This is a genomic window from Schaalia radingae, from assembly GCF_900106055.1.
Classification (GTDB): Bacteria; Actinomycetota; Actinomycetes; order Actinomycetales; family Actinomycetaceae; genus Pauljensenia; species Pauljensenia radingae_A.
In genome coordinates, this window is record NZ_LT629792.1 from 2,129,071 (window position 1) to 2,153,362 (window position 24,292).

Below are 24,292 nucleotides of genomic sequence, written 5' to 3' on the forward strand. Positions count from 1 at the left end.
GGCGGGGCAGGGAAGGGTGTTGATTATGTTGGAGTTGTATTCAGAGTAGTTCAAAGCTGATGTTGTGGCGTTGGTGGAGTCTGGGGTTGCTCGCCGTCAGGTGTGTGCTGATTTGGGGATCTCGCGTTCCTCGTTGCAAAAATGGATTACTGATACGAGGTTGCAGGCTCAGGGGATGCAACCGTCTGCCGATCCGGTAGCGACTAAAGAGATAAGCCAGGCTTTGAAACGGATTCGCGAGTTGGAGATGGAAAACGAAGTGCTACGTGCCGCGGCGGCGTACCTGTCTCAAGAAGCGATTCGCCCAAAAGGGTCTTCCCGACCGTGGAAAAGCTGATCAAGGCGGGTAAGGCGACCTTGACGGTAGCGGCTCGGGTACTGGGGTTTTCCCGCCAAGCATTTTATAAATGGGCTGCTAAGCCAGTTTCGAACAGGCAAGCCCAAGAAGTAGAGCTTATAGACAAGATTCGCCAGATTCACAGTGACGATCCTGAATTTGGTTACCGCCTGATAGCAGACGAGCTCCATGATCAAGGGATAGAGATTTCTGAGCGTCGAGTATGGCGATTGTGTTCTCATGCTCAGGTGTTCTCGGTGATCGCTAGGCGTAAGCCGCGTGGGAAGAAGTCGGGTGCTCCAGTACATGATGACCTGTTACAGCGTCACTTCCACGCTGATGCGCTCAACGTTGCGTGGGCTACAGATATTACGGAGCATTGGACCAAAGAGGGCAAGCTGTATCTGTGTGCGATCAAAGACCTGTGCTCGCGAAGAATCGTGGGCTATGCGACCGGTGGGCGAATGAAATCACGCCTCGTGGTGGCGGCGCTCGATGATGCGATGAGGAAACGAGGCAATCCCCATGGCGTAATCGTTCACTCTGATCGTGGCTCGCAATTTCGTTCTAGAATATTCCGTGCCGCGCTGAAATCTTACGGCGCGAGGGGATCTATGGGCAGAGTTGGAGCGTGTGGGGATAACGCTGCGATGGAATCTTTCTTCGCTCTTGTACAAAAGAACGTTCTTGATCGTGGCTCTTGGAACAGGCGCCGTGAATTATCTGCCGCGATCACTCACTGGATTGAACGGACATATCACAGGAAAAGACGGCAACGAGCACTGGGTAAATTGACACCAATCGAATACGAAACAATCATGGAACCAGCCGCATCCCTTGCGGCCTAAAAATCAGAAGGAAAACTGTCAACCAAACCCTCAGCAGACCCCTGGTATTGGAATCCTTGGTCGGTGTGGACTACCAGACCCGGGCCCGGCTTAGCCTTGTTCAAAGCCTTGCGGAGACTGGTGTTGGTCAGTTCAAGATTGGCTGATTTCCCGACCGTGTAGGAAACGACTGAGTGATCGAACAAGTCGATGATTGGTGAGAGATAGATCTTGGACGATCCGAGACGGAACTCGGTAACGTCAGAGACCCATTTTTGGTTCGGGCTAGTAGCAGTGAAGTCGCGGGCTAACACGTTTGGGGCAATGGTCGATAGTGTGCCTCGGTAAGAGTTATAGCGTTTCTTCTGACGGACCAGGCAGGTCAGTCCTTCACGCTTCATAAGCTTGGCGACGAGTTTACGAGAGACCACCAGGCCCTGGCGGTGTAGGGCGAGTCGGATCCTACGGTGACCATACCGACCGCCCGAAGCTTCAAAAATTGTTCTGATCTTGGCTCGAAGATCAGCATGTTTATCTGGCTGTCCTAGGCGGGCTTGATGGTAGTAGAACGTTGATCTGGCCAATCGCGCTACCCGCAAAAGAACATCGAGATCATGATGGGACTTGAGTGTAACGATTACTCGAGCTCGGTCTATTGCTCGTTGTTCATCAAGTCCCTTAATGCTTTTAGGTAGGCGTTCTCCGCTTCTAAGTCCCTGATCCGTTGTTCAAGTTCCTCAGTTTGAGATAACACCCTGGGACCGGTCTTAGGTCGCCTGCCCTTAGGCTTAGGGCGCAAGCCGTCTTCGCCTTGGTCGCGATAGATCCGCACCCAGCTCGTCACCACGTTGACAGAAGCCAATCCCAAGTCCTGCGCGATACTCATCCGGGTCTTGCCGGCCAGAAAGCGTTGAACAGCATCACGTTTGACTTCAAAGGTAAAAACTCGCTTATGTGACTTATTCACAAGAACAAGCCTGCCATGAATACGCCACCGATTATAGAAACGATCGCACGGCTTGAAACTCAAGCCAAGGTAAGAAGCAGCCGCTGCGGCACCACACCCCTGCTCAAACAAAGCAACTAAACGCGTCTGATCAGACTCAGTCAATGAAGATAAAGAAGAAACCATGAAAATGTCCCCCGGAAAAAGAAACTGAATAATCCAGTCCAACTTCCGGGGGACACTTCATAAGCGACATGCTCCATTAAAGGCCACGCGGTCTGCACACTCAGTACAATGGTGGCGCTACCTGCCGCTGGCAGGCTGCGCATCAAACAGTGAGGATTGACGCCATGAAGAACGCCTTGGGTTTCGGTTTAGGGACGCTGGGGCGCGACATGATGTACGGAATGGTGTCGATGTACCTCATGTTCTACCTCACCGACGTCCTGGACCTGTCGACCGGTGCGCTCGCAGCGGTCACCGTCGTGCTGGTGCTCATGCGGATCTTCGACGCCGTGAATGATCCGTTTATGGGTTACGTCGTCGACAATACGCGCACGCGGTGGGGCAAATTCAAACCGTGGATCACGATCGGCGCATGCGGATGGTGCATTGGCACGGTGCTGCTGTTCACCGACTGGGGGGTGCGAGGCTGGCAATTCATCACGCTGTTCATCGTGGTCTACCTGGTGTTCGAGGTCGCCTACACGATGAACGACATCTCCTACTACGGGATGATGCCGTCACTGACCCGCGACAAGGCTGAGCGTGAACGCATCGGAGTGGTCACACGTATCTGCGCGAACATTGGCCTGTTCTCCATCGTTGTCGGCATCGTGCCGGTGACTCAGTGGCTCACAGGTGTGCTGGGGGATGCGCAGCGTGCCTGGCAGCTGCTGGCGATCGTGCTGTCGATCATTGCGATCGCTTTCCAGTCCATCACGCTGATCTTTGCGCACGAGACCGTGCATGTGAAGTCGGAGTCGACGCCGCTGCGCGAACTCGTCAGCGTCATCTTCAAGAACGATCAGCTGCTGTGGGTGTCGCTGACGTTCCTGCTGTATATGTCCGGCTACACCCTGCTGACCAGCCTGGGCCTGCATTACTTCAAGTACCTGGTGGGAGACGAAGGCAAGTACCCGGTTTTCGCGCTGGTTCTGGGCGTGACCCAGTTGGGCACGCTGCTGGTATTTCCCTTGATTTCTGCCCGCATGCCGAGGCGACAGGTCTTCACCCTGGGGTGCGGCGCTTCCGTCGTGGGATACGTGGTGTTCATCTGTGCCGGCAGCAACATGGCCGTCATTTTGTGCGCCGGGTTGTTCCTGTTCTTCGGGGAGGCACTGTTCCAGGTGCTGCTCATGATGTACATCGCGGACAGTGTGGAGTACGGCGAATGGAAGCTGGGGCGGCGCAACGAGTCCATTACTTTTTCCCTGCAGCCCTTCATCTATAAGCTGTCCGGTGCAATTTCTTCGGGCCTGATGGGTATCTGCCTGATCTGGTCGGGTGTGGAGAGCGCCACCAGTTCTGCCGATGTCGCCGAGTCGGGCACGTGGATTTTCCGGCTGTTCATGATGGTCGTCCCCCTGATTTTGACCGTCGCGGCGTTCCTGGTGTTCCGGCACGGCTATCGCATTGACGAAGCCACATACAGTTCAATTGTCGCAAGCCTGCAAGACAGTGAAAAAACCAGCACACCCGAGGAGGAAGCACGATGACCCGACACCCTGTGCGCACCCTCGGTGATGTGTACGACCACCCTGTTGGACGCGACGTCCTGGACAAGATCGCGTTGCAGATTGGAGTGTCGCCCTCGTTCATCGTGAACCCGCTGACGCGCCGGCTCCCATTGACGGTTCTGGATCGCGTGGCTGGGCGAGCAGCGCCGGGACTGGTCGCGGCGCTCACGGATTTGTTGGAGATGAATCCCGACCGGCTCGATGACGCCGACACCCACACCGAGGGACAGTCCGAGCCCCCCTGGTGGCAGGGCGCCGTTTTCTACCAGATCTATCCGCGCAGTTTCGCAGACTCGAACGGCGACGGGATCGGTGATCTGCGCGGCATCATCGGCAAACTTGATTACCTTCAAACACTGGGCGTTGACTGCCTGTGGCTCTCCCCCATCTTCGATTCACCCAACGATGATATGGGCTATGACGTGCGAGATTATCGCGCAGTCATGGATCTGATGGGGTCGATGGAGGATCTGGACGAGCTCATCGAACAGGTTCACGCGCGCGATATGCGCATTATTTTGGACCTGGTTGTCAACCACTCCTCCGCCGAGCACGAATGGTTCCAGGAAGCGCTGCGTGATCCAGACGGCGACAAGGCGGCGTACTACTTCCTTCGTGAAGGCTCTTCCGACGCGCCGCCCAACAACTGGGTGTCATTCTTTTCCGGGTCGGCCTGGCGCTGGTTTGATGACATCAAGCGTTGGGGCATGCACCTGTTCGCACCCTCGCAAATGGATCTGAACTGGGACAATCCTGCGGTTCGTCGCGAAGTTGCCGACATTGTGCAGTTCTGGCTGGCTCGAGGCATCGACGGTTTCCGCATGGATGTCATCAACTACATTTCGAAAAACGCGGGCCTGCCCAATGGCGTGCCGGCAGTGGGTGAGCTGGTCGGTTTCACCGGCATCGAGCGCTACTTCATCGGGCCTCATCTGCACGATTATTTGCGTGAGCTGAGGTCGGCAGGCTTCACACGACCGGACGGCTCCCACGCTCTCATGGTGGGCGAAACACCGGGGATCGGCATCGAGGTAGGTCGCCTTCTGACCAATCGGCAGCGTCGCGAAATGGATCTGATCTTCAACTTCGACGTCCTTGAGCCCCCCGGAAAGATCCGTTGGGATGACTACCGCTATCCTCCCGCCTACTTCCTGGATTTCTATCTGCGCTACCTGCGCCGTCTGGGGCCCAGCGACCAGATGGCGATTTTCGCGGAGAATCACGATAATCCGCGCATCGTCAGCAAGATCACCCTCGATCCGCGCTGGCGCGGTGCGGTGGCCAAACTGATCGCCGCGATTTCACTGACCCTGCCCGGCACGCCCTTCATTTTCCAGGGGCAGGAGCTCGGCGCAGTCAACCAGAATTTCACCAGCCTCGACCAGCTTCGCGACGTCGAATCACTGAACTATTTCCGCGAACTCATCGACGGCGGTGCGGCGCGCGATGAGGCCTGGGACCGCATCCTCGCTGGTTCACGCGATCATGCGCGCGTCCCCATGCGCTGGACTGTCGAGGGTGGCTTCACGACTGGCCAGCCGTGGATTACGGGGACCGACATGGAGGCGGGATGGAGCGCCGCCGAACAGCTGGACGATGAGCATTCGGTTCTGAACTTCTACCGCTATCTGATCAGTGTGCGCCAGTACTTTGCACACGATGACTTCACGCTGCTCACACGCAGCGGGCACTATGCAGCGTGGACGCGCGGGCACTACCTGGTTGAGGTCAACTTGTCAGAGCGAACGATCAGGCGTCCCCTGAGCGTGAGACGGATGCCCGGCCGAACTGTGATGACATCACTGGGATCAACGGTTAGGAGCGAACGCCCTCGTCCCGATGAGTTGCCGCCGTACGGGGTGCTGATCCGCCTGCTCGACTAACACTCAGGAGCGATCCGCGATCCGGCACGTGGGCATCTGAGACCCATACTCGCCACGGCAGGATCTTTCGATTCTGTGCCGCTCCGCCGGTGCAACTCCGCCTCCGCCGCGGCTATGCACATACCCCTAGATTTAAGTCCCTGGCATGCACATACCCCTAGATTCACAAGTGCTTTGTACACATACCCCTAGTTTTGGGGCCCTGTATGCACATACCCCTAGATTTAAGACCTCGAGCCCCGAGCAGTGAAATCCGTACGCACTCTGACCAGCAAAAATAGAAAAATGCCATAACGAGGAGCCGTTAGATCTAGGGGTATGTGCACGCGAGCACTACTTTTTAGGGGTATGTGCACGAGGCGGAGATGATCACACCACGCTCGCGCCATAAGCGGCCCGGTCCCAATCTGCAACCGACTCAACCGCAGGGCGGGGATACTCTCGACGACCTCCGTCACAGAGCAAAGGACATTGCGCGCGACACGGTCGGGTGCACAAAGGTGAAGCCAGCTTCTTCCAGGACACGCGCATGCACACGCTGGTCGGCCATCAGTAAGGAATCGGCGGCATCACGCGTGAGCGACATGCGCAGCGCCCACTTCGGAACCGGGAGCCAGAAGGGGCGGCTCAGCCGATCAGCCAGCTCAGAGCCAATGTCATTCATGGTTGCCATTTCGGGCGCCGTCAGGTTGATCGGTCCGCCAAGGCGTTGGTCGATCACGCATCGCAATGCGCGCACCTCATCAATCAGAGAGATCCACGGAATATGCTGCTGGCCATCTCCCAGTGGCCCACTCACGCACAACTTCGTCAGAGGAATCAGCGGTTTCAACAGGGCTTCACGGTGGATGATCGAGGATGTGCGGCACCTCGCCACGGTCGTCACGTCTTCAGACTGCCGCGCTTCATCTTCCCACGCACGACAAATGGACGCCAGATAGGTGTCACCGCTACTCGACCCTTCATCGAGTTCTTCGCCGGGACGATCCCCATAAATACCCACGGCCGATCCGGCCACAAACTGCGGCGCACCCTGCCCGATCTGTGCCAATGCCTGAGCAACAGTGCGGGTGGGATCCACACGCGAATGCAGCAGCGTCTCACGGTACCGTTTCGTCCACGGGAAGGACGCGATGCTCGCGCCGTTCAATGTGACAACGGCTCGAGCACCCTCGAGCACGCGAGGGTCAAGCGGGGCTGAGCCGGGTGCCCACTGCACTTCGTTCGCGGTACGCGCCGGACGCCTGACCAGCGCAATCACCCGGTACCCGTCTTCGTGCAACGATCGCGACAAGGTTCGACCGATCAGGCCTGACGCGCCGGCAACAACCACAGTTTCCTGTACCATCAGCGCTCATGCTACACGACGGTTCGTGCTCGGTGGAGACGATCGACCACACGACTCAGACGCGCGCTGCGATAATGACCCCATGACTTCACAGCCCCATCTCCACGCCGACGGAAGGCCTCCGAGCCCTGATTGTCGATGACGAGGTCTCTCTGGCCGACCTGCTCTCCTCGGCACTGCGATACGATTGGTTCCTACGCATACGCTCCTACATGAAGTCAGACTCTGCAATACTTACCGTTCATTTACTTTTCAAACGATCGATAATAAGGAAATTCTCTCCAGAATCTGCCCAGACTGCTATGATTTTTCTGCATCCCATCTAGACCTGATGACATTCAGTGCGGGTTTTCACAGACGCCCTCGTCACTGCACAAGGACGATAAGACGCCGTGGCGCTTCACACACGATGCCCATCGGGTGCAATGGGACTCAACAGATTCTTTAACTCAACTGTGAGCGCCCGACTATCCCGTCCGTGCTCACTGACCTACGACGTTGCGATGCCATCAGTCGGCAACGCAACAGGCGAAAGGGCTGAAAACGCCATGAAATCTCACTTCACAGTGCGTGCCAGAAAAGCCGCGGCGCTGCTCGGGGCGTCGATCGTAGCTGCCACAGCGTTTGTTGTACCGATACAGCAGAGCAGCCAGGCTGCAGAGCGACCATTCCCCAGTTATGAGCTGTCGTACCAACGCATCGTTGGACAGAAAGATCCAAATTTCAATCCTGAGACCGATGAGGGTGACGGATGCATTCACTCAGCAAATCCGGAGCTGGCGCCCCTCCCCTTCTTTGGCTTCGAATCGGCCGCCATCAACCAGTGTGACGGCATGCGCGTAAAAGTTCGGTGGTTCTACGACAAGAGCCTTGATTCCGAAACTACTGCTCCTACGCTCGAATTCCGCTTCGGCACGACGTGGCAGTACACGCAGGTCGATAATCCCGATTCCAATGCGTATATCTGGAAGCCCGTGGAAAATTTCCTTTACGACGGGCAGCCAACCGACATTTATAAGGCCGACGATCCGGTGGTCAAGGACAGCAACGGCAATTTTGTGCGTATGCACAACGGCAAGGGGTTCTACGAGCCTATTCACTTTGTCTTTGAAGACACCTTCGGCCCGGGCGTTGAGCACACCATGCAATACGACGTCTATTTGCCGTACAACGCTGACTGGGGCGGCATGACTTTTGGCACCGGGTCCACGGGCGATACACACGGCGGATCGATCGGCGCGAAGGCGAACGGTATGACTGTGCCGATCGCTGCGAAAATGGATGTACGCTACGTCCTCGACTCCGAGTATCGTGCAGCTCGCGGTTTTCCTCAGGCGTCCAGCAGCTCGACCGATGAATCCCAGTCGGCAGGTCTTCCGAACGAAATTGCCGGCAAAGACGAAGTATTGAAGAACCAGTATACGGCACGCCCACAAGCCGGATGGGGTCGCCAATTGGAGGGCTCAACCTACACAACGCTTGACTGCCTTGAAGCTGAAGGTCAGCAGCTTACCGAACTTGCCAATTCAGTGCCGATCAACAAGATTTACCCGAACCTGAATTCTGACGCGGCTGTTCCGCTCGAGGCAGCGTCGGGTACTGCGTTCTTCGCACGATATCCCTACCAGTATTACCTCACCGGCGGACGGACGTGGGACTCCCTTTCGGGGCAAAGGTACATGAATCTCAATTCTGAGACAGGGGAATTTGAGCCATTCACCGATAAGAATGGTAATCAGCTCGTTTTCCCATATAAGCCGACGCCGCAGTCCCTCATTGCCGACATTCCGGGATACAAGTATGTCGGCTTCGACCTGCCGACGATGAAAAACGGCGCATATAAGGGCCTGACCAGTGAAGGTTATCCTGAATACCAGGACGGCCCGAACGTGGCGTCCAGATATCACAAGTCGAATGAAAAGACTCAGCACTTCTACTACACCTATGAGAAGATCAAGGGAGCCTTCAACTTGTCGAAGGTGAGCACGCTCGATAAGACTCCCATTGCCGGAGCTGAGTTTGAGCTCTACCAGGTTATCGATCCCACGGTCAGTGCCTGCGGCGTGCAACCGGATCTAACCGATACGAGTACGGTGAATATCTGCCCGCTCAAGAACGGCGCTGAAAACACTGCCCCCGAGTGCAGCAAGACGGTTCGCCGCATCACTTTGGACAACATGACTGATGGCAAGATCATCACTGACGCTGAGGGTGCTTATGTGGCACCTCAACAGTCACTGGCGTCTGACACCACCTACCTGCTCAAGGAGGTCGCTGTTCCCGATCCCTACCGCATCGACAACGCGTGGACGCAGTTCAATGTTCCGTTGCAGACATCTGACGACCAGACTGTGTCGACCCCGACGGTGACAGTCAAGAACCCCGAATCGGTTCCTCCGCCGGAAGTGCCTCCAACACCGCCGACGAAGACCCCGCCCAAAAAAGTTGTCCTGTCGAACACAGGCGCCAACGCTGCAGATCTTGCGGCTGCGTGCGTCGCCTTGGTGGCTGCAGGTGGCATGACGCTGATGCTTCGTCGCCGCTCGTCCAAGTAGCTATTGCCGAGGGGGTTGTCGACTGACCGCCCCTCAACGGCATCGCTCAATATCGGCCGGGTTCGTTACCTTCACGGTAGCGAGCCCGGCTTTCATATCTGCAGATCATGATTCGTAGCATCTGGTGGTCACACATCCGCATAATGCGCCCCACACTGATTCATTCGGTATGCCAGTCAAGAGTTGCATGATGCAGACTTATCTGCTGGACGCCGGAAACAGCAGCGCATCATCACGCCTTTTCGTTGATGCTACGCAAGAAACATGGAGCGGGCGACGGGAATCGAACCCGCCTTTACAGCTTGGGAAGCTGTCGTTCTACCGATGAACTACGCCCGCAATGGCGTCACTTTCTTCTCAAAGACGCTTCACGATGATAACTGTTTCCGAGCGCTAACACCAATTCAGAACACAAAGTGGACACCCACGCAAATCGCGCCACACGCATTACGCCTACCATAGAGGCCGTGACCATCACGCAGCATCAACCGGTACGCCCCGTCGTGGGCGCAGCAATCGTCGACAGTCTTGACCGGCCCCACCAGCTCCTGGCAGCGGCACGCTCCTATCCACCCGAGTTGGCCGGCCGGTTCGAACTTCCCGGCGGAAAAGTGGAGCCAGGTGAGAACGCGATGGACGCCCTCGTCCGTGAGGTGCGTGAAGAACTAGGGACGACTATTGAACTGGGCGCCCAGGTCGCAGGACCGCTCGACGGATGGTGGCCGATCCTTGGGACACGCACAATGGCCGTGTGGCTGGCGCAGGTCTCGCCGGGTTCCAAGGCGCCGCGAGCTGGATCCTCCCATCAGCGTATTCAATGGGTTCCGCTCGAGGAAGCGCTGAGGTTGAACTGGCTGGATCCTGATTTTCCAATCGTGCAGGCGATCATTGACCAGTGCGCATGAACCGACACGGGTGAATCCCCGCTCTCATTTTCCGCTGGCACCGCGCTATTCGCGCACTCAGCAGATTTCAACATAATTTGACGACACACAGTACGCTTCTGTCAGAATACAATTATGCCGAAGATTATTGGATCGACTCTTGCGGCTCATCGCGAGCTGACTCGCAGCCGACTTTTTACTGCCCTGTCAGAACTGCTGTCCGAAGAACCGTTCGATGCCATCACCATGGCACAGATTGCCGAACGTGCCGAAGTGGGACGAACTGCCGTGTATAACCACTTCAGCGACAAGGAAGCTCTGCTGCTGGCATTCATGGAGGATGCCACCGCCAAGTTCGCTAACTTCCTCAGGGACAAGCTGGCCGGAATTGACGATCCGATCGAGCAACTCACCGTATATCTGCGCTCCTATCTCGATCTCAAAGATCAGTTTCATCTCGCATCGAGCATCACGCTGAGCAAGCAGGTATCGTCACAGCACACTGCCCGCCTCCATGACCACGCCGGAATCGTTGAGCATATCCTGCTCCACATCCTGGAAGCAGCAATGGCACAGGGGCGCATTCCACAGCAGAACTTGTTGACGCTGGTTGCGCTGATTCACTCATGTCTGGCCGGCGTGCGAGTACCGACACATTCGCCTGCAGACTCACCGGCAGATGCGCCTGACAACGCGCGCGCAGGAAGCGACGAGGATGCCGCGAGCCGCACCGATGCCCGAGAAGCCACAATCGGCACCGTCGTGGCGTTTATTCTCAGAGCGATCGGTGTGGCGGCCGATGAAGTTTCCCTGCCTCCAGCTGAGCAGCTTGAACGAGCGCACTCGCAAACCTCCGGCAGCACCGATTCTCTCGCGATACTGCGCTGCCCTGTTGCGCACGGCTGATACTCACAATACGGCCACTCAGCACGAGTTTCCTGACTCACAGTGAGGCGAGGATCTTCACAGCCTGATTGCTCCAGTCATGGAATAATCGTGCATACAGCACAGTTGAGATAGGTGAAAGGCTGCGGACCGACCGTAGACCACTCATGATGGGAGGCCCTATGAGCACTGTTGAACTGACCAAAGAGACATTCGAGCAGACAATCAAGGACAATGACATTGTCCTGGTCGACTTCTGGGCAACGTGGTGCGGACCGTGCCAGCAGTTCGGCCCTGTTTTCGAAGAAGCGTCGAACAAGCACGAGGACATCGTCTTCGGCAAGATCGACACCGATCAGCAGCAGGAACTGGCCACCGCCATGCAGATCAGCTCAATCCCCACGGTGATGGGTTTCCGCGATGGTATTGCCGTTTTCCGCCAGTCCGGCGCTCTGCCGGCAGTCGCGCTGGAGGATCTGATCACTCAGATTCAGAACCTCGACATGGATGATGTGCGCGCCAAGATCGCAGAGCAGAAGAACCAGTAGGCTTTTCGCACTCACGCGTGAACGCAGTCGCCCTCGTCAGTTATTGATTGACGAGGGCGACGCTGTTTGTCTGGGGCGCAGGTGGATGGAAGCTAGCCGGCGAGCAGCTCCTGAGCGACCAGTTCGGCCAGTTGCACCGAGTTCAATGCAGCGCCTTTACGCAGGTTGTCACCGGCCACTACCAGCACAAGCCCCTTACCGTCATCAACGGCCTGATCCTGGCGGATCCTGCCGACCAGCACATCATCAATGCCGGCGCAATCAAGCGGTGTGGGCACATCCACCAGGCGTACACCGGGAGCCTCGGCCAACAGTTCGCGCGCACGGTCAGGAGTGATCGCGCGGTCGAACTCGACGTGGATCGTCAGAGTGTGGCCAGTGAACACGGGCACGCGCACACACGTTCCCGACACCTTCAGATCCGGGACGTGCAGGATGCGGCGCGACTCATTGCGCAGCTTCTGCTCCTCATCGGTTTCGTCTGACCCGTCATCGACGAGCGCCCCCGCGAAGGGCACCACGTCAAAGGCGATCGGTGCGACGTATGTGGACGGTTCCGGCAAGGTGACGGCCTGGCCGTCCAGTGTCAGTTTGCTCAGATCCTGGTGCGCGCCGGCACGAATACCTTCTTCCAGTTCACGCACGCCTTTCAGCCCGGATCCGGAGACAGCCTGATAGCTGGAGACGAAGAGGCGGCGCAGGACACCCTCGTCGTGCAGGACTTTCAGTACCGGCATCGCGGCCATCGTGGTGCAGTTCGGGTTCGCAATGATGCCTTTGGGACGCTGCGCGATATCCTCGCCGTTAACTTCGGACACGACCAGCGGCACGTTCGGATCTTTGCGCCAGCCGGAGGAGTTGTCCACCACGACCGCGCCTTTTTCAACGAAACGTGGGGCGTAGGTGCGTGAGGCGGTGGCTCCGGCGGAGAAGATCGCGATGTCGATACCGGACAGGTCAGCGGTTGCCACGTCCTCGACGACAATGTCCTGGTCACGCCAGGTCAGTGTCTTGCCTGCTGAACGTGCGGTGGCAAAAAAACGCAGGCTGGTCAATGGGAAGTCGCGCTCATCGAGCAGGGTGCGCATGACGGAGCCGACCTGGCCGGTGGCTCCTACGACGCCGACGCTCAGGTCGCGCTGGGTGTGACTGCGGGTTTCAGGCGTGGTCATCGTCCTGTTCCTCCATATATGACGGCTTCAGATTCGGTGGAATCCAGACCGAAAGCGGTGTGCACTGCCTGCACGGCGCGGTCAAGGTCTTCCAGCTTGGTCACCACAGAGATGCGGATCTCTGAGGTGGAAATAAGATCAATGTTGATGCCGGCCTGGGACAGCGCGCCGAACAGTTTGGCCGATACGCCGGGGTTGGTACGCATGCCAGCTCCAACCAGGGACAGTTTGCCGATATCGGGGTTGTACTTGAGTTCCTTGAAGCCCAGTTCTTCGCGCGCAGCTTCCAGCGCCTGCATGACGTGGTCGGCGTCCTCGGCGGGCAGTGTGAAGGAGATGTTGGCGCGATTTTCCAAGGTGACGGGAATGTTCTGCACGATCATGTCAATGTTCGCACCTTGCTGCGCCACCAGTTCAAACAGGCGTGCGGCCATGCCGGGTGAATTCGCAATGCCGACCACGGTGATCTTGTCCTGTGACCGGTCGTGAGCAATGCCGGAGATAATCGGCTCTTCCATTGGGTCCTCCTGGTTGGCAGCTAACGCAGCTTGAGGGACGAGGCCGGCCAGTGCAGGGTTTGCGGGTCTGTCGGAAATCCATGTCCCATTCTTGTCGGAAAAAGATGAGCGCACATGCAGCGGAACGTGGTATCGACGAGCGAACTCCACTGCCCGAAGGTGCAGAATCTTTGCTCCATGTGCGGCAAGTTCGAGTGTTTCTTCCTGGCTGATGGTGCGCACGCGCCGCGCGGTCGGCACGATGCGCGGGTCAGCAGTGAACAGCCCGTCAACGTCGGTGTAGATTTCGCACACGTCGGCGTGCAGTGCGGCAGCTAGGGCGACCGCTGTCGTATCGGAGCCGCCGCGACCCAGCGTCGTCGTTTCGTCATCTTCTGATATTCCCTGGAATCCTGCGACGATGGCGACCTGACCGTCACGGATGGAGCGCGCTACGCGTTCGGGCACCATGCCGACGATTTGTGCTTTACCGAAGTGAGTGTCGGTACGGATGCCGGCTTGTGCACCGGTGTAGGCCTGTGCAGGCACGCCGCATTCATTGACCGCCATCGCCAGCAGTGACATGGAGATTCTTTCTCCGGCTGTGAGCAGGATGTCGAGTTCGCGGTCAGGTGGCGCGCTGGTGATCTGGGCGGCTGTGTCCAGCAGATCATCTGTTGTGTCACCCATCGCTGAGACCACCACGACGACCTGGTGTCCTGCATTTCGAGTGTCCACGACACGCTGGGCGACCCTCTTCATCGCGTCTACGTCCGCGACAGATGAGCCACCGTATTTCTGAACAATCAGTGCCACTTTGTCTCGTTTCCTTGTGATCAACCTGGGATGGGTTTCCCCTTCATCCTATGAGTCTGCGACTCGTGACGGAAAGGTGCCCGCTATGCGGTCGCGTGGAGTTATTCGGCGCGACGGCGGCCTTCGAGCGCGCGCCCCAACGTCACGGGATCGGCGTATTCCAGGTCGCCCCCCATTGGCAGTCCCATAGCCAGGCGCGAGGTCATCACGCCGATTGTGGACAGGGTGCGCGAGAGGTAGGAGGCGGTTGCTTCGCCTTCAATGGTGGGGTTCGTGGCCACGATAACTTCTTGAACCGTGCCGTCCTGAAGGCGAGTGAGCAGTTGACGCACACGCAGTTGATCAGGCCCCACGCCATGAATCGGGTCGATCGCTCCGCCCAGGACGTGATAGCGCCCTTTGAACACTCTCGCATTCTCAATGGCACGAATATCTTTGGGCTCTTCGACAACGCAGATCACTGATCCGTCGCGCGCGGGGTTACGGCAGATGGTGCACTGGTCGGCTTCGGTGAGATCACCGCAGATTTCGCAGTGGTGTACTTTTTCGCGCACGGCCTGGATGGCGTCTACCAGGTGCGTCACGTCATCGGGTTCAGCGTCGAGCAGATACAGGGCCATGCGTTGAGCTGACTTGGGTCCGACACCGGGCAGCATTCCCAATTCATCGATCAGGGTCTGTAAGGCGCCTTCAAACACGAGTCACACTCATCTTTCTTCGCTCTGGTCTTTTTCTTCGATCACTGTACCGCCGAGTATCTCCAGTATGGCCGGCAACCCGACGCTGGTCGACATCTCCAGATCCACGTCATCCATGCTGGCCGAGTCATCCTCATTGGGCGGCACGATAACTGGGTCAGGTTCACCACCAGGTGCGTCGTGGCCGTACGGGGCAGCGAAATGGTCCTGCTGGCGATGCGGCCGTGTACCGCGCACCTCTGCCTCGTGGGCGTGAGTATCGCCTGTGCCCTGCTCCCCTGCTTCGTCAGCTCGTTCCTGCTGCACTTCACGGATCGCTTCGGCGCGCATCTCCTCCACGCTGCCTGGTGAAAAGGTGTCCTCACCCTGCGGTTCAGGTGGTGTGGATGAGTGAGCTGTCGACGGGGCGGCCGGTTCTGTGTCACCACTGTCTCGCACATCCTCAACAGCGTGTGCCACTCCTTGAGGACGACCGCCGATCTTCTGCTCCACTAATTGCGCGGCGTGCTCGGCGTTCTGCTCGTCATGGTCACGGTCGCGCAAGGGTTCGGCGCGACCGGAAGTCGCTCCGTCTCCCTCGCCCTCGTCGTTTTCGTCGTCCTCGTCATCAAAGATCGGGCCATGTGCGGCTCGAGGTGGCTGTTTTGTGCCATTCTCGCGCCCAAATGGACGATGCTGGCGTGCTGCCGGATGAGCGTCACGCTCTGACTGGTGATCACGCGCTACCGGGTCAGAGTGGACAGGCTCGGAGGAAGACGCCGATGCGGCCGGTTCAGATGCCTCGGCACGTCCGCCACCGGGTATGGCTACCGGCCCCCAGCCGTCATCATCGTCATCGTCGTCAACTGTCGGAGTCGAGGGTGAGGCCGGCGCTGAAGGCTGGTCAATTTGTGGGCGTGACGGCGCGTTCGCTGCCTGTGCGTCGTGCGTTGCCTGTTCAGAGCGCATCGACTGTTGGCCGGGCATCGCACCGTGCTGCTGATTGGACGAAGGCGGCTCGTGACCTGCAGTGCGCTGGGGCGTGCCCTCGTTACTGGGCCCGTGTGCCTGATGATCAGTGCGTTGTGATTGCTGTGGAACCGATGCAGGCGTAGTCAGCGACGCGCCGCCTACTGACTGCGCGATCTGAGCCCTGACCTGCACGTCTGCACCGCACACGTCGTGGACTGCGCGGGCGACGTCCTGGGCTCGGGAACCCGAGTCGAATGCCTTTACCAATCCTGGAGTGGTGAAGCTGAGGATCACGGTAGATTCGTCCACGCCTCCCAGCTGGGCGTGAGAGTCCACGAGCGACCATGTGGCTCGGCTGAGCGAAGCGATACGATCGACAATTTCCTGCCAGCGCATGCGAATCGAATCTGCAACCGCGCCGCTTCGATGAGGTTGTTCGGACGCAGCGTGCTGTTCAGGCGCAGGGTGGTGGCCGGGGCGGTCAGGTTCAGGACGCCTCTGCTCAGTCGGGCGCTGCTCAGCCTGGCGTTGGCCATTTTGGCTGTGTTCTGGCTGATCGCGCTCGGCCCCCGGTGCGGCGTCAGATTCCCGCGTTGCGTGTGTCGGCTTGCCCGGCGTGCCGGCTTCGGGCCTAGGTGCTCCCTGCGTCTCCCCGGTTTGCTGGGAATGCTGAGATTGTTGCTCGCGACGACGACGCAGATCCGCTTTCGCCTGAGCCGCGCCATAAGTTCCGCCGCGCTCGTGGTCATACTGACCATCGCCAGCACCACTCGCACGACCAGACCCGCTGCCACTTCCGGCACTGCCATGTCCAGCATCACCGCCTGGCGACTGGTAATTCGGTGCGCCTCCGCCGACTGTTCCCACTGTTCCGGGGAAGCCCTCCTTGCCCTGCGACGCTGCCACCTCTGTGCGGGATGCAGGTGAAGTCTGTGACGGCACCAGGATTCGGCCCAACAACAACTCCAGCTGTATGCGCGGAGATGTCGCGCCCACCATCGAACGCAAGGCCATATCAGTCAGATCGGCTGCGCGCGACAGGTGGTACGGCCCCCAATTTCGGGCCTGCACCTGCATGCGTTCAAACTGGTCACTGGGCGTTCCCGCCAGGACATCGACTGCCGCATCTCCCGACACGGCGATAATCAGGAGGTCACGCAAACGCTGCAGGAGGTCCTCAACGAACCGACGAGGATCATGGCCCGACTCCACCATATGCTCCACAACTCGGAAAGCGGCAGCACCATCACCGCCCGCGAGCGCATCAACCGTCTGATCAAGCAGAGCAGTGTCGGTGTACCCCAGCAACGCAACAGCAAGGTCATAGCTCAGCGCCCCCTCCACTGCGCCAGCCATCAGCTGATCGAGGACCGACAACGTGTCGCGCACAGACCCTCCACCCGACCGCATCACGAGGGGGAGCACGCCCGCGTCTGGATGAATCCCTTCTTCCTCACACAGATGCTCCAGATACGGTTGCATCACGTCCGGCGGCACCAGTCGGAACGGGTAGTGATGAGTACGCGAACGAATCGTCCCGATCACTTTTTCGGGCTCAGTCGTGGCGAACACAAACTTCACATGCTCAGGGGGTTCTTCAACCAGCTTCAGCATCGCGTTCGAGCCCTCTTTGGTGACCATGTGGGCTTCGTCGATAATGAACACCTTGTAGCGGTCGCGCACGGGCGCAAAGGTGGCGCGCTCACGCAGATCCCTGGCATCGTCAACGCCGCGGTGTGAGGCTGCGTCAATTTCCACAACGTCGAGGGAACCGGGCCCGCCAGTTGCCAGTTCGCGGCATGATTCGCACTGTCCGCATGGGGTGTCGGTCGGCCCCTCCGCGCAGTTCAGACAGCGTGCCAGGATTCGTGCCGACGTGGTCTTTCCACATCCGCGTGGACCTGAGAACAAGTAGGCATGTGTCACTCGGTCGGCACGAAGAGCTGCACGTAACGGCTGCGTCACGTGGTCCTGGCCGATCATCTCATCAAACGTATCGGGCCGATAGCGGCGGTACAGAGCTGTGGTCACACTCGAACCTTAAAGGTATCCATAGGCATTTGGCGACACCAACCGTCCTGAACAGCAACGACGATGATAATAAAGATCCTCCGCGCACCCGGCAGAGCGCCCTTATCCTTGCTGCCTTCCAGCCCTGGGGAGGTTCGGACGGTACCGTCACGCGGAGGACCGCCATCTAGTCTACACAATTCCATCCCGCTCAGCGCGCCGCGTCACCCTCGTCAGCTACTTCGACCAATGAGGCCATGAGTTGCCAGCTGATAATTCAGGAATCGTTTCCTCATACCCTTTCTCGCTGGCATTCACGAGGCGGTCACATGCTGGATAAAATCGCGCATCGTTTCAGCAATATCCAGAGAGGGGTCATTGAGCCACAACAGCTGCAAACCTTCGACTAACGCCCTAATTTCATGCGCCAACTGCTCAACATCAACGTCGTTTGACAGCCTGCCAACACGCTGTTCCCGAAGCAGTTCGATACACAATGATTCTTGAAAGTCCTCCTCGCGCTGGCGGACGAAGTCATGGGCGGGATGCTCAGCGTCGATCGCCTCCAGCGTCAAAGTTGTGTCCAACCTGATAATGGCCGGCATGGTCATATTGTGTGCCAAGACCTCAGGTAGAGCAGCTAAGAGCCCCCGCTGTTCAATCAATTCAGATCGCCAGTCTCTCTCACCTTCTTCGCGCTGCTCCAGCACAGCTTGAAGCAAACCGTCTTTTGAACCGAAATATCTCAAGAGCGTCGTATGCGAGATGCCTATTTCATCGGCAAGTTGACGCATCGAGAGGTGACGAAATCCGTTTTCACCGATGGCCTTAACAGCAGCAGCAATAATCCTTGTTCGTCGACGCTGACTGTTCATATAAGGGAGATAGCGGCCATTTTTGGTGTCTAAACTATTGACTTTTCGTTGGTATACTGCCGAAAATCGTGTTTCTAATGATTGTGAACCTTATGGTGAGGTAAAGCTGAGCAAATCCCACATATCGCGGTTTTGTATGCTAAACGTCTTTCTTGGTCTGCTTCCTGCATGGCACGACCTGCATCAACAAGAAAATACCCAACGTGTGGCGAACCTGGGCTCACATGTAACGGGACTCGGGGCGGCAAAACCCGATGACGGAACGTCAAGTGCGGCTCCAGCACTTTACGGCTCCGCGAACACGCCGGCGAGCTGACAACATTCCAACGCTTCCTAACACGGGTCAAAGACCAACGCCCCCAAAGGGACTGTGACGCCACCACAACAGGACGCACCCTACGCCGCCACAGCGCATGGTGCTGGAATATCCCAATCCCCCCGCCACCTTGCACAGGCCAGGTCCATGATCAGATCTTCATTGACGGGACCTACCTCGCCTACGGCTGATGCGTCCTCATAGCCTGAGCAAGCACAGGACCAGTAGTGGCCTGGCAATGGTGCCACACGGAAAACAGCACAGCCTACGGAAAACTCCTGTCCACCATCCCAGCCCCGCGGGTCATCACAATTGACGGCAACGGCGGTACACTCAAAGCCATCGCACATCACTGTCCAAGAATTGGGGTTCAGCACACACATTCAGGTTTGGTTATCCGAATCGTTTTTGTGCGCCTTGTCGGGTGATGCCGAGCGCGGCTCCGATGATGGTCCACGAGTCGCCTGCCTGGCGTGCGTCGTCGACGGCTTGGCGTAGGCGCCTTTCGGCTTCTTCTACTTGCTTGTTGGCTGCGACTATTTTCCTGAAGTTTTGTGCGTCTCGCGCGTGGTGTGTGGTGACGTCGAGTTCGTCAAGCCCGGTGTCGGTGTCGGTTGCGTATGTCATGTTTTTACCTCAAAAAGTCGTAGAACTTTGCTCTGAGTCTGTCAGCGTGAATGATTCGGTCGGGCGTTGGGGCTGGGACTGCGACGAGTTCGAGCAGTGTGCCGTCGGCGGCGGGCCCGATCAGGAGTATGCGGTCTTGTCCGTGGTATTCGTATTCGATTATCCGTATGGCGTTTTCCCACGCGTGTGTGATGTCAGCATGTGTGATGCCGTGCTTGTGGGCGCTGGGAAGAACTTTCACACTGTCAACTGTAAGTTGACGGCATGGGGGTGTCAATCCTTGCTGGCTTGGTGCGCTGGCGTGGGGAAAACGAAAAACCCCGCCATTTCAACGAAACAGCGGGGCGTTTGCGGAGGATGGGGGATTCGAACCCCCGAGGGCTTGCACCCAACACGCTTTCCAAGCGTGCGCCATAGGCCACTAGGCGAATCCTCCAAGGCGCTGCACCGATTCGACCACACAGCTGATCAATACGTGCAACAACATAGGAGCATATCTGATTGACCGCCCTTTCGGCCACCTCGCAGCGTTCACATCAGGGTGTAATCGCTCACGCAGCGCCAGCCAGGTGCAGCGTGGTCGCCCTCGTCAATGCAATCAATCAACGAGGGCGACCCATGTGCTACTCGTCGTACACGCCCAGGTAGTCTAGCCACCCTTCGTAATGATCCAGAACGTCGTGCGCGATCTGGTCAGAGGACCACCCCACAATGTCGTACCCCTGACCACCGCCCGAGGGACGCACTTCCAGGCGCACCGTCACGTCATTCGCCTCAGCAACCATCGCGGTGCCCACAGACGGAACGGGAGACTCGACCACTCGCACGGTGTAGCGGAACGGATGCTCGGTCAGCAGGCCCGCGATGCTCGGTTCAGCTCCGTCAGCAGAAGTACTCCCGGCCGTTCGAGGCTTCGCATCATCAAACATTTCATTGATCTGCTCGTGCAGCTCAGTGGTGGAATCGGTCTGCGGTTGCTCGCCCGTATCAGTGGTCTGAGCACCTGAATCCCACTCCTGCGCGCCCGATGCCCTGGCCTCCGATTCGCCGCCAACTGTCAGCGTGACGCGGCCCAGGAAGTTACGCTCGTCATCCGGATCCTGTGCTTCGGGACCCTCAACAACCACCCATGCGGGCAGATCTTCCTTGTGGAGTTCATCGGCCACAGCCTGCAATGCGGGAACCACTCGCCTGTCAAGGACACGCTGAGCGCGCACAGGGGTGACAACGTCGAATGTCTTGCTCAGACGGTCACGCCAGGAGCGGCGAGCCATCGTTCCGGCTCCTGATGCGAGCACGCGGTTTTGGACGATGCGGCGACGACGCTGAGCCATCGACGCCTCTTGCGACAGCGAGCGCCACAAGCCGATCATCACCAGCACAAGGACGAAGGAGAATGGCAGCGCCATAACGATCGTGGCTTGCTGCAGGATCGTCAACCCACCGGCAACCAGCATCGCAATGGTCAGCACACCGGTCAGCGTCGCCCAGAAGATACGCAGCCACGGCACAGCGTCCTGGCGAGCGTTCGTGATGCGGCTGGACAGGTTTGACATGACGAGGGAGCCTGAGTCCGCGCTGGTGACATAGAACAGGATTCCGACGAACAGTGCGACGGCGACAACCACTGTTGAGCCAGGTACTCGTTGCAGCAGGGCGTAGAACCCCTGTTCCGGAGCGTTCACAGTGATTTCTGCGAATTCCCTGTCACCGTTCATCACGAGTTCCAGTGCAGCGTTACCGAAAATTGACACCCACATGATGACGTAGTTCAGGGGCAGGATCAGTGAGCCCATGACGAACTCACGGATGGTGCGGCCGCGTGAAATACGTGCCAGGAACATTCCGACGAATGCGGCCCAGGTGATCCACCACGCCCAGAAGAACAAGGTCCAGCTATTGAGCCACGTGTTGATCACATCTGCCGTTGCCGGGTTCACACGCAGGTCAGCGTAGGTTTCCAATGTGAGGGCGGGGAACATGCGCACCAGGTCGCCCACGGAACGAACCAGCGAGTCCAGCAGGTACGCGGTGTTTTGGGTGACCAGAACCCACACGGCCAGACCGATTGCCAACAGTACGTTCACGTTGGACAGAACGCGCACGCCGCGATCGACGCCGGAAACAGCGGAAACTGTCGCCATGATGACACTCAGTGCGATCAATCCGATCTGAGTGGAGGTTGTCTGCGGCAGTCCGAACAGTATCGTCAGACCGACATTCAGCTGAATGATGCCCACGCCCAGGGATGCGGCGATACCGAAGACACCGCCCACAACGACTGCGCCGTCAATGATGTTGCCCAGCGGGCCGTCCACATGTTTGCCGAAAAGAGGCCGCAAGGCTGACCGCACCGCGAGGTGGTGCTGGTGACGGTAGGCGAAGTATCCCAGAGCAATTCCGACCAGCGCGTACATGCCCCACCCTGTGATGCCGTAGTGGAAGAGCGTGTAGACCACGCCGGCGCGGGCAGCTTCCACTGTCTGAGCTTCACCGGTGGGAGGCGCCATGTACTGCGCGATCGGCTCTGCGACAGCAAAGAACATGATGTCGGTACCGATACCTGCGGCAAACAGCATGGCTGCCCATGAGAAAGTCGAGAAGTCAGGTGTCGCGTTATCTGGCCCCAGCCTCACGTTGCCGAACTTGCTCAAAGCGAGCACAACGACGAACACCAGGATGAAGGTTGCGAGAAAAATATAGAAAGATCCGAACCAGTGACTGATCCAATCCACCGCCACGGTAAACCCTGCCTCCACGCTTTGCGGTGATGCGATCGCGATGATGGCAATGACCGCAACGATCAGAGCTGATCCGATGAATACCGGGTAGTTGACTGGTGGTGATTGGGGTGTGGGTCGAGTGGCGATCTCCCCTTCGCGAGGCCGTCCGTCCGGTGAGGATTCTGCCTGCTCATCCATATCGTGACTTGCGCTGTTTGTGTTGATGTGCGCGCTCACACATCGTCCTTTCGCTCGTGTGCGCGACAGCTGGGAGCCGCACACTGCTCTATCACCATAAGGCGTTGATGGTGACAACTGCATATCAACCTTATCGACGAGGGTTCTCATGGCGCCTTCGTCGTGACAGACTCCAAAATGTGAGAAAACCGACCAAAATTCTCGCGCTCCTGAGCACAGTCGCCATCACCATGACCCTGAGTGCATGTGGACCACTCGTCAAAAAGGACCCCACTGCACAGGGCATCCAACCCACACCGCAAAGCACGCAGCCCGTTCCAACTCCAACTCCGACTCCCACCCCGGCGCCGGCTCCCGCCCCGTCCCCCCCAATCCACGGGCCTCACGCCGGGCGGCTCACAGACGACGATCGCACGAAGAAGAACCTACTCTCACTGGCCGACAAGGCTGAGCAGGGCGATGACATGGGTATTGTCAACGTGTCGATGGATCAGGCACAGTTCTGCTATCCAGACACTTTCTCGGGTGACGTCGAAAACCTCACGAGTGACCTTGACGACCAGTTCGCAGAATTGGATGAGCAGCTCGAGGAGCTTGACAAGATGCTCGAGGACTTGGACAGCGGCAGCTGAGCTTTCACCGCCCGTGCATGGCGAGGTCACATTCACAGTGTATTTCGGCTAAGTTAGTGACGTGAACCCGCAGCAATCTCGGCGTCGATCAGCACGTCAACGCTTCCTTGATGCCCGACAGAGTAAGCAGAATCTGACATTTTCCGTCGTGGCATCCGTCATGGCAGTACTGGTCATTGCTGCGCTCCTCGTGATCACGAACATCATTTCGATGCCCTCCGAAGAGTTCTCCAAGACGGAAAAGACGGCAGGTCTGGGCGACATTGTGTGCCCGACGGAAGGTACGACACCGCTGCCGGCAGACACGATCCATGTTCAGGTTCTCAACGCCACCTCACAGTCGGGCCTGGCCAGCTCGGTGACGACGATGCTGGCCGAGCAGGGATTTGTCATGCAGGATCCTGCCAACGCGGCAAGTGAGTTGACCGGCACCGTCGAAATTGACGTCTCCCCCAAGAACATTGATGCCGGCTACACGGTTGCGCGCTTCTTCCCTGATGCGCGCGTGGTGCTGAGCGAAGGCACCGACGAGGTTGTCCAGGTCATCCTCGGTACATTCTTCGATTCACTGCTGCCTAAGGAAGATATCAAGAAAATCGCAGAGGCTCAAAGCGCCTTGAAAGGCAGCGACTCGTGCCTGCCTGTCGACCCGGAGCTTCTTGCGCCCGCGACCACCCAAACCGGCGACGATGATCAGTCAGGCGACGGCAGTCAGTCAGAGGGACAATCCGAGTAGCGTCGCCGCGGTGTCACAGCAGTGACGTTGCGTCCGCTTTTAATAGGAACGAGGGCGACTCACGTGAGCCGCCCTCGTTTGATACCTGA

Annotated in this window: 20 protein-coding genes, 2 tRNA genes and 1 other RNA gene; 9 read left to right on the forward strand and 14 right to left on the reverse strand. The window is 58.2% G+C overall.

The genetic code is table 11. The features are described from left to right. Positions 1-64 precede the first annotated feature (64 nt). Positions 65-1,185, forward strand: a protein-coding gene (locus tag BLT69_RS09365) for an IS3 family transposase (RefSeq protein ID WP_257590317.1) whose coding sequence is annotated in 2 segments (ribosomal slippage) — positions 65-298 and positions 301-1,185 — 1,119 coding nt in all. Because the reading frame shifts where the segments join, the coding sequence is not laid out codon by codon here. On the opposite strand, the gene BLT69_RS09370 is transcribed toward BLT69_RS09365, so the two are convergent. Both BLT69_RS09370 and BLT69_RS09375 read right to left on the reverse strand, forming a co-directional pair. Next, complete coding sequence (locus tag BLT69_RS09370) at positions 1,182-1,847, reverse strand: IS3 family transposase (protein WP_117394374.1); 666 nt, start codon at positions 1,845-1,847, stop codon at positions 1,182-1,184. The two genes, BLT69_RS09365 and BLT69_RS09370, sit on opposite strands and share 4 nt — an antisense overlap. Then, positions 1,817-2,296 carry a helix-turn-helix domain-containing protein gene (locus tag BLT69_RS09375; protein ID WP_157886398.1) on the reverse strand — a complete coding sequence of 160 codons (480 nt, stop codon included), beginning with the start codon at positions 2,294-2,296 and terminating at the stop codon, positions 1,817-1,819. Before BLT69_RS09375 ends, BLT69_RS09370 begins: the two co-directional genes overlap by 31 nt. A gap of 164 nt (positions 2,297-2,460) precedes the next feature. Between BLT69_RS09375 and BLT69_RS09380 the strand changes: the two genes are divergently transcribed. After that, positions 2,461-3,828, forward strand: coding sequence for a glycoside-pentoside-hexuronide (GPH):cation symporter (locus BLT69_RS09380; RefSeq protein ID WP_058237383.1), 1,368 nt, complete (start codon positions 2,461-2,463; stop codon positions 3,826-3,828). Beyond that, complete coding sequence (locus tag BLT69_RS09385) at positions 3,825-5,732, forward strand: alpha-glucosidase (RefSeq protein ID WP_058237384.1); 1,908 nt, start codon at positions 3,825-3,827, stop codon at positions 5,730-5,732. The genes BLT69_RS09380 and BLT69_RS09385 overlap by 4 nt, the downstream gene beginning before the upstream one ends. A gap of 454 nt (positions 5,733-6,186) precedes the next feature. On the opposite strand, the gene BLT69_RS09390 is transcribed toward BLT69_RS09385, so the two are convergent. After that, positions 6,187-7,080: a TIGR01777 family oxidoreductase gene (locus tag BLT69_RS09390; RefSeq protein WP_092648892.1), complete on the reverse strand. Its 894-nt coding sequence runs from the start codon at positions 7,078-7,080 to the stop codon at positions 6,187-6,189. Positions 7,081-7,583: 503 nt separating this feature from the next. Between BLT69_RS09390 and BLT69_RS09395 the strand changes: the two genes are divergently transcribed. Next, positions 7,584-9,635, forward strand: coding sequence for a SpaA isopeptide-forming pilin-related protein (locus tag BLT69_RS09395; RefSeq protein WP_092648893.1), 2,052 nt, complete (start codon positions 7,584-7,586; stop codon positions 9,633-9,635). A 265-nt stretch (positions 9,636-9,900) separates the two neighbouring features. Here BLT69_RS09395 and BLT69_RS09400 read toward each other — a convergent pair. Continuing rightward, positions 9,901-9,974: transfer RNA gene (locus tag BLT69_RS09400), tRNA-Gly, on the reverse strand. A gap of 128 nt (positions 9,975-10,102) precedes the next feature. Here BLT69_RS09400 and BLT69_RS09405 point away from each other — a divergent pair. The 3 genes from BLT69_RS09405 to trxA all read left to right on the forward strand — a co-directional run bounded on the left by BLT69_RS09405 (position 10,103) and on the right by trxA (position 11,952). Further along, positions 10,103-10,540, forward strand: a complete 438-nt coding sequence (locus BLT69_RS09405; RefSeq protein WP_307876268.1) for a (deoxy)nucleoside triphosphate pyrophosphohydrolase — start codon at positions 10,103-10,105, stop codon at positions 10,538-10,540. A 114-nt stretch (positions 10,541-10,654) separates the two neighbouring features. Continuing rightward, the gene (locus BLT69_RS09410; RefSeq protein WP_058237417.1) at positions 10,655-11,425 is read left to right on the forward strand and encodes a TetR/AcrR family transcriptional regulator; all 771 of its coding nucleotides are present in this window, start codon (positions 10,655-10,657) and stop codon (positions 11,423-11,425) included. A 161-nt stretch (positions 11,426-11,586) separates the two neighbouring features. Beyond that, complete coding sequence (trxA, locus tag BLT69_RS09415; RefSeq protein ID WP_058237418.1) at positions 11,587-11,952, forward strand: thioredoxin; 366 nt, start codon at positions 11,587-11,589, stop codon at positions 11,950-11,952. A gap of 92 nt (positions 11,953-12,044) precedes the next feature. Here trxA and BLT69_RS09420 read toward each other — a convergent pair whose 3' ends face one another. The 10 genes from BLT69_RS09420 to betT form a co-directional block, all read right to left on the reverse strand. Beyond that, positions 12,045-13,124 carry an aspartate-semialdehyde dehydrogenase gene (locus tag BLT69_RS09420; RefSeq protein WP_092648894.1) on the reverse strand — a complete coding sequence of 360 codons (1,080 nt, stop codon included), beginning with the start codon at positions 13,122-13,124 and terminating at the stop codon, positions 12,045-12,047. Next, complete coding sequence (locus BLT69_RS09425) at positions 13,121-14,437, reverse strand: aspartate kinase (RefSeq protein WP_092648895.1); 1,317 nt, start codon at positions 14,435-14,437, stop codon at positions 13,121-13,123. The genes BLT69_RS09420 and BLT69_RS09425 overlap by 4 nt, the downstream gene beginning before the upstream one ends. Before the next feature lie 101 nt (positions 14,438-14,538). After that, a complete protein-coding gene (gene recR, locus BLT69_RS09430) occupies positions 14,539-15,135 on the reverse strand; it encodes a recombination mediator RecR (protein WP_092648896.1) in 597 nt (198 codons plus the stop codon). Positions 15,136-15,144: 9 nt separating this feature from the next. After that, positions 15,145-18,117, reverse strand: coding sequence for a DNA polymerase III subunit gamma and tau (locus tag BLT69_RS09435; protein WP_092648897.1), 2,973 nt, complete (start codon positions 18,115-18,117; stop codon positions 15,145-15,147). A gap of 68 nt (positions 18,118-18,185) precedes the next feature. Next, an RNA gene (gene ffs / locus BLT69_RS09440) (signal recognition particle sRNA small type) lies at positions 18,186-18,281 on the reverse strand. Between the two features lie 129 nt (positions 18,282-18,410). Then, the gene (locus tag BLT69_RS09445) at positions 18,411-18,971 is read right to left on the reverse strand and encodes a TetR/AcrR family transcriptional regulator (RefSeq protein ID WP_092648898.1); all 561 of its coding nucleotides are present in this window, start codon (positions 18,969-18,971) and stop codon (positions 18,411-18,413) included. 709 nt (positions 18,972-19,680) lie between these two features. Then, entirely contained in the window at positions 19,681-19,914 is a 234-nt protein-coding gene (locus tag BLT69_RS09450; protein WP_070725231.1) for a hypothetical protein, read from the reverse strand. A 4-nt stretch (positions 19,915-19,918) separates the two neighbouring features. Continuing rightward, positions 19,919-20,155, reverse strand: a complete 237-nt coding sequence (locus tag BLT69_RS09455) for a hypothetical protein (protein ID WP_070725233.1) — start codon at positions 20,153-20,155, stop codon at positions 19,919-19,921. A gap of 110 nt (positions 20,156-20,265) precedes the next feature. Beyond that, a tRNA-Ser gene (locus BLT69_RS09460) sits at positions 20,266-20,350 on the reverse strand. 187 nt (positions 20,351-20,537) lie between these two features. After that, positions 20,538-22,835, reverse strand: a complete 2,298-nt coding sequence (gene betT / locus BLT69_RS09465; RefSeq protein ID WP_092649152.1) for a choline BCCT transporter BetT — start codon at positions 22,833-22,835, stop codon at positions 20,538-20,540. Between the two features lie 179 nt (positions 22,836-23,014). Here betT and BLT69_RS09470 point away from each other — a divergent pair, with 179 nt between their 5' ends. After that, entirely contained in the window at positions 23,015-23,467 is a 453-nt protein-coding gene (locus BLT69_RS09470) for a hypothetical protein (protein WP_058237437.1), read from the forward strand. 61 nt (positions 23,468-23,528) lie between these two features. Further along, a complete protein-coding gene (locus BLT69_RS09475; protein ID WP_157886399.1) occupies positions 23,529-24,203 on the forward strand; it encodes a LytR C-terminal domain-containing protein in 675 nt (224 codons plus the stop codon). Positions 24,204-24,292: the final 89 nt, after the last annotated feature.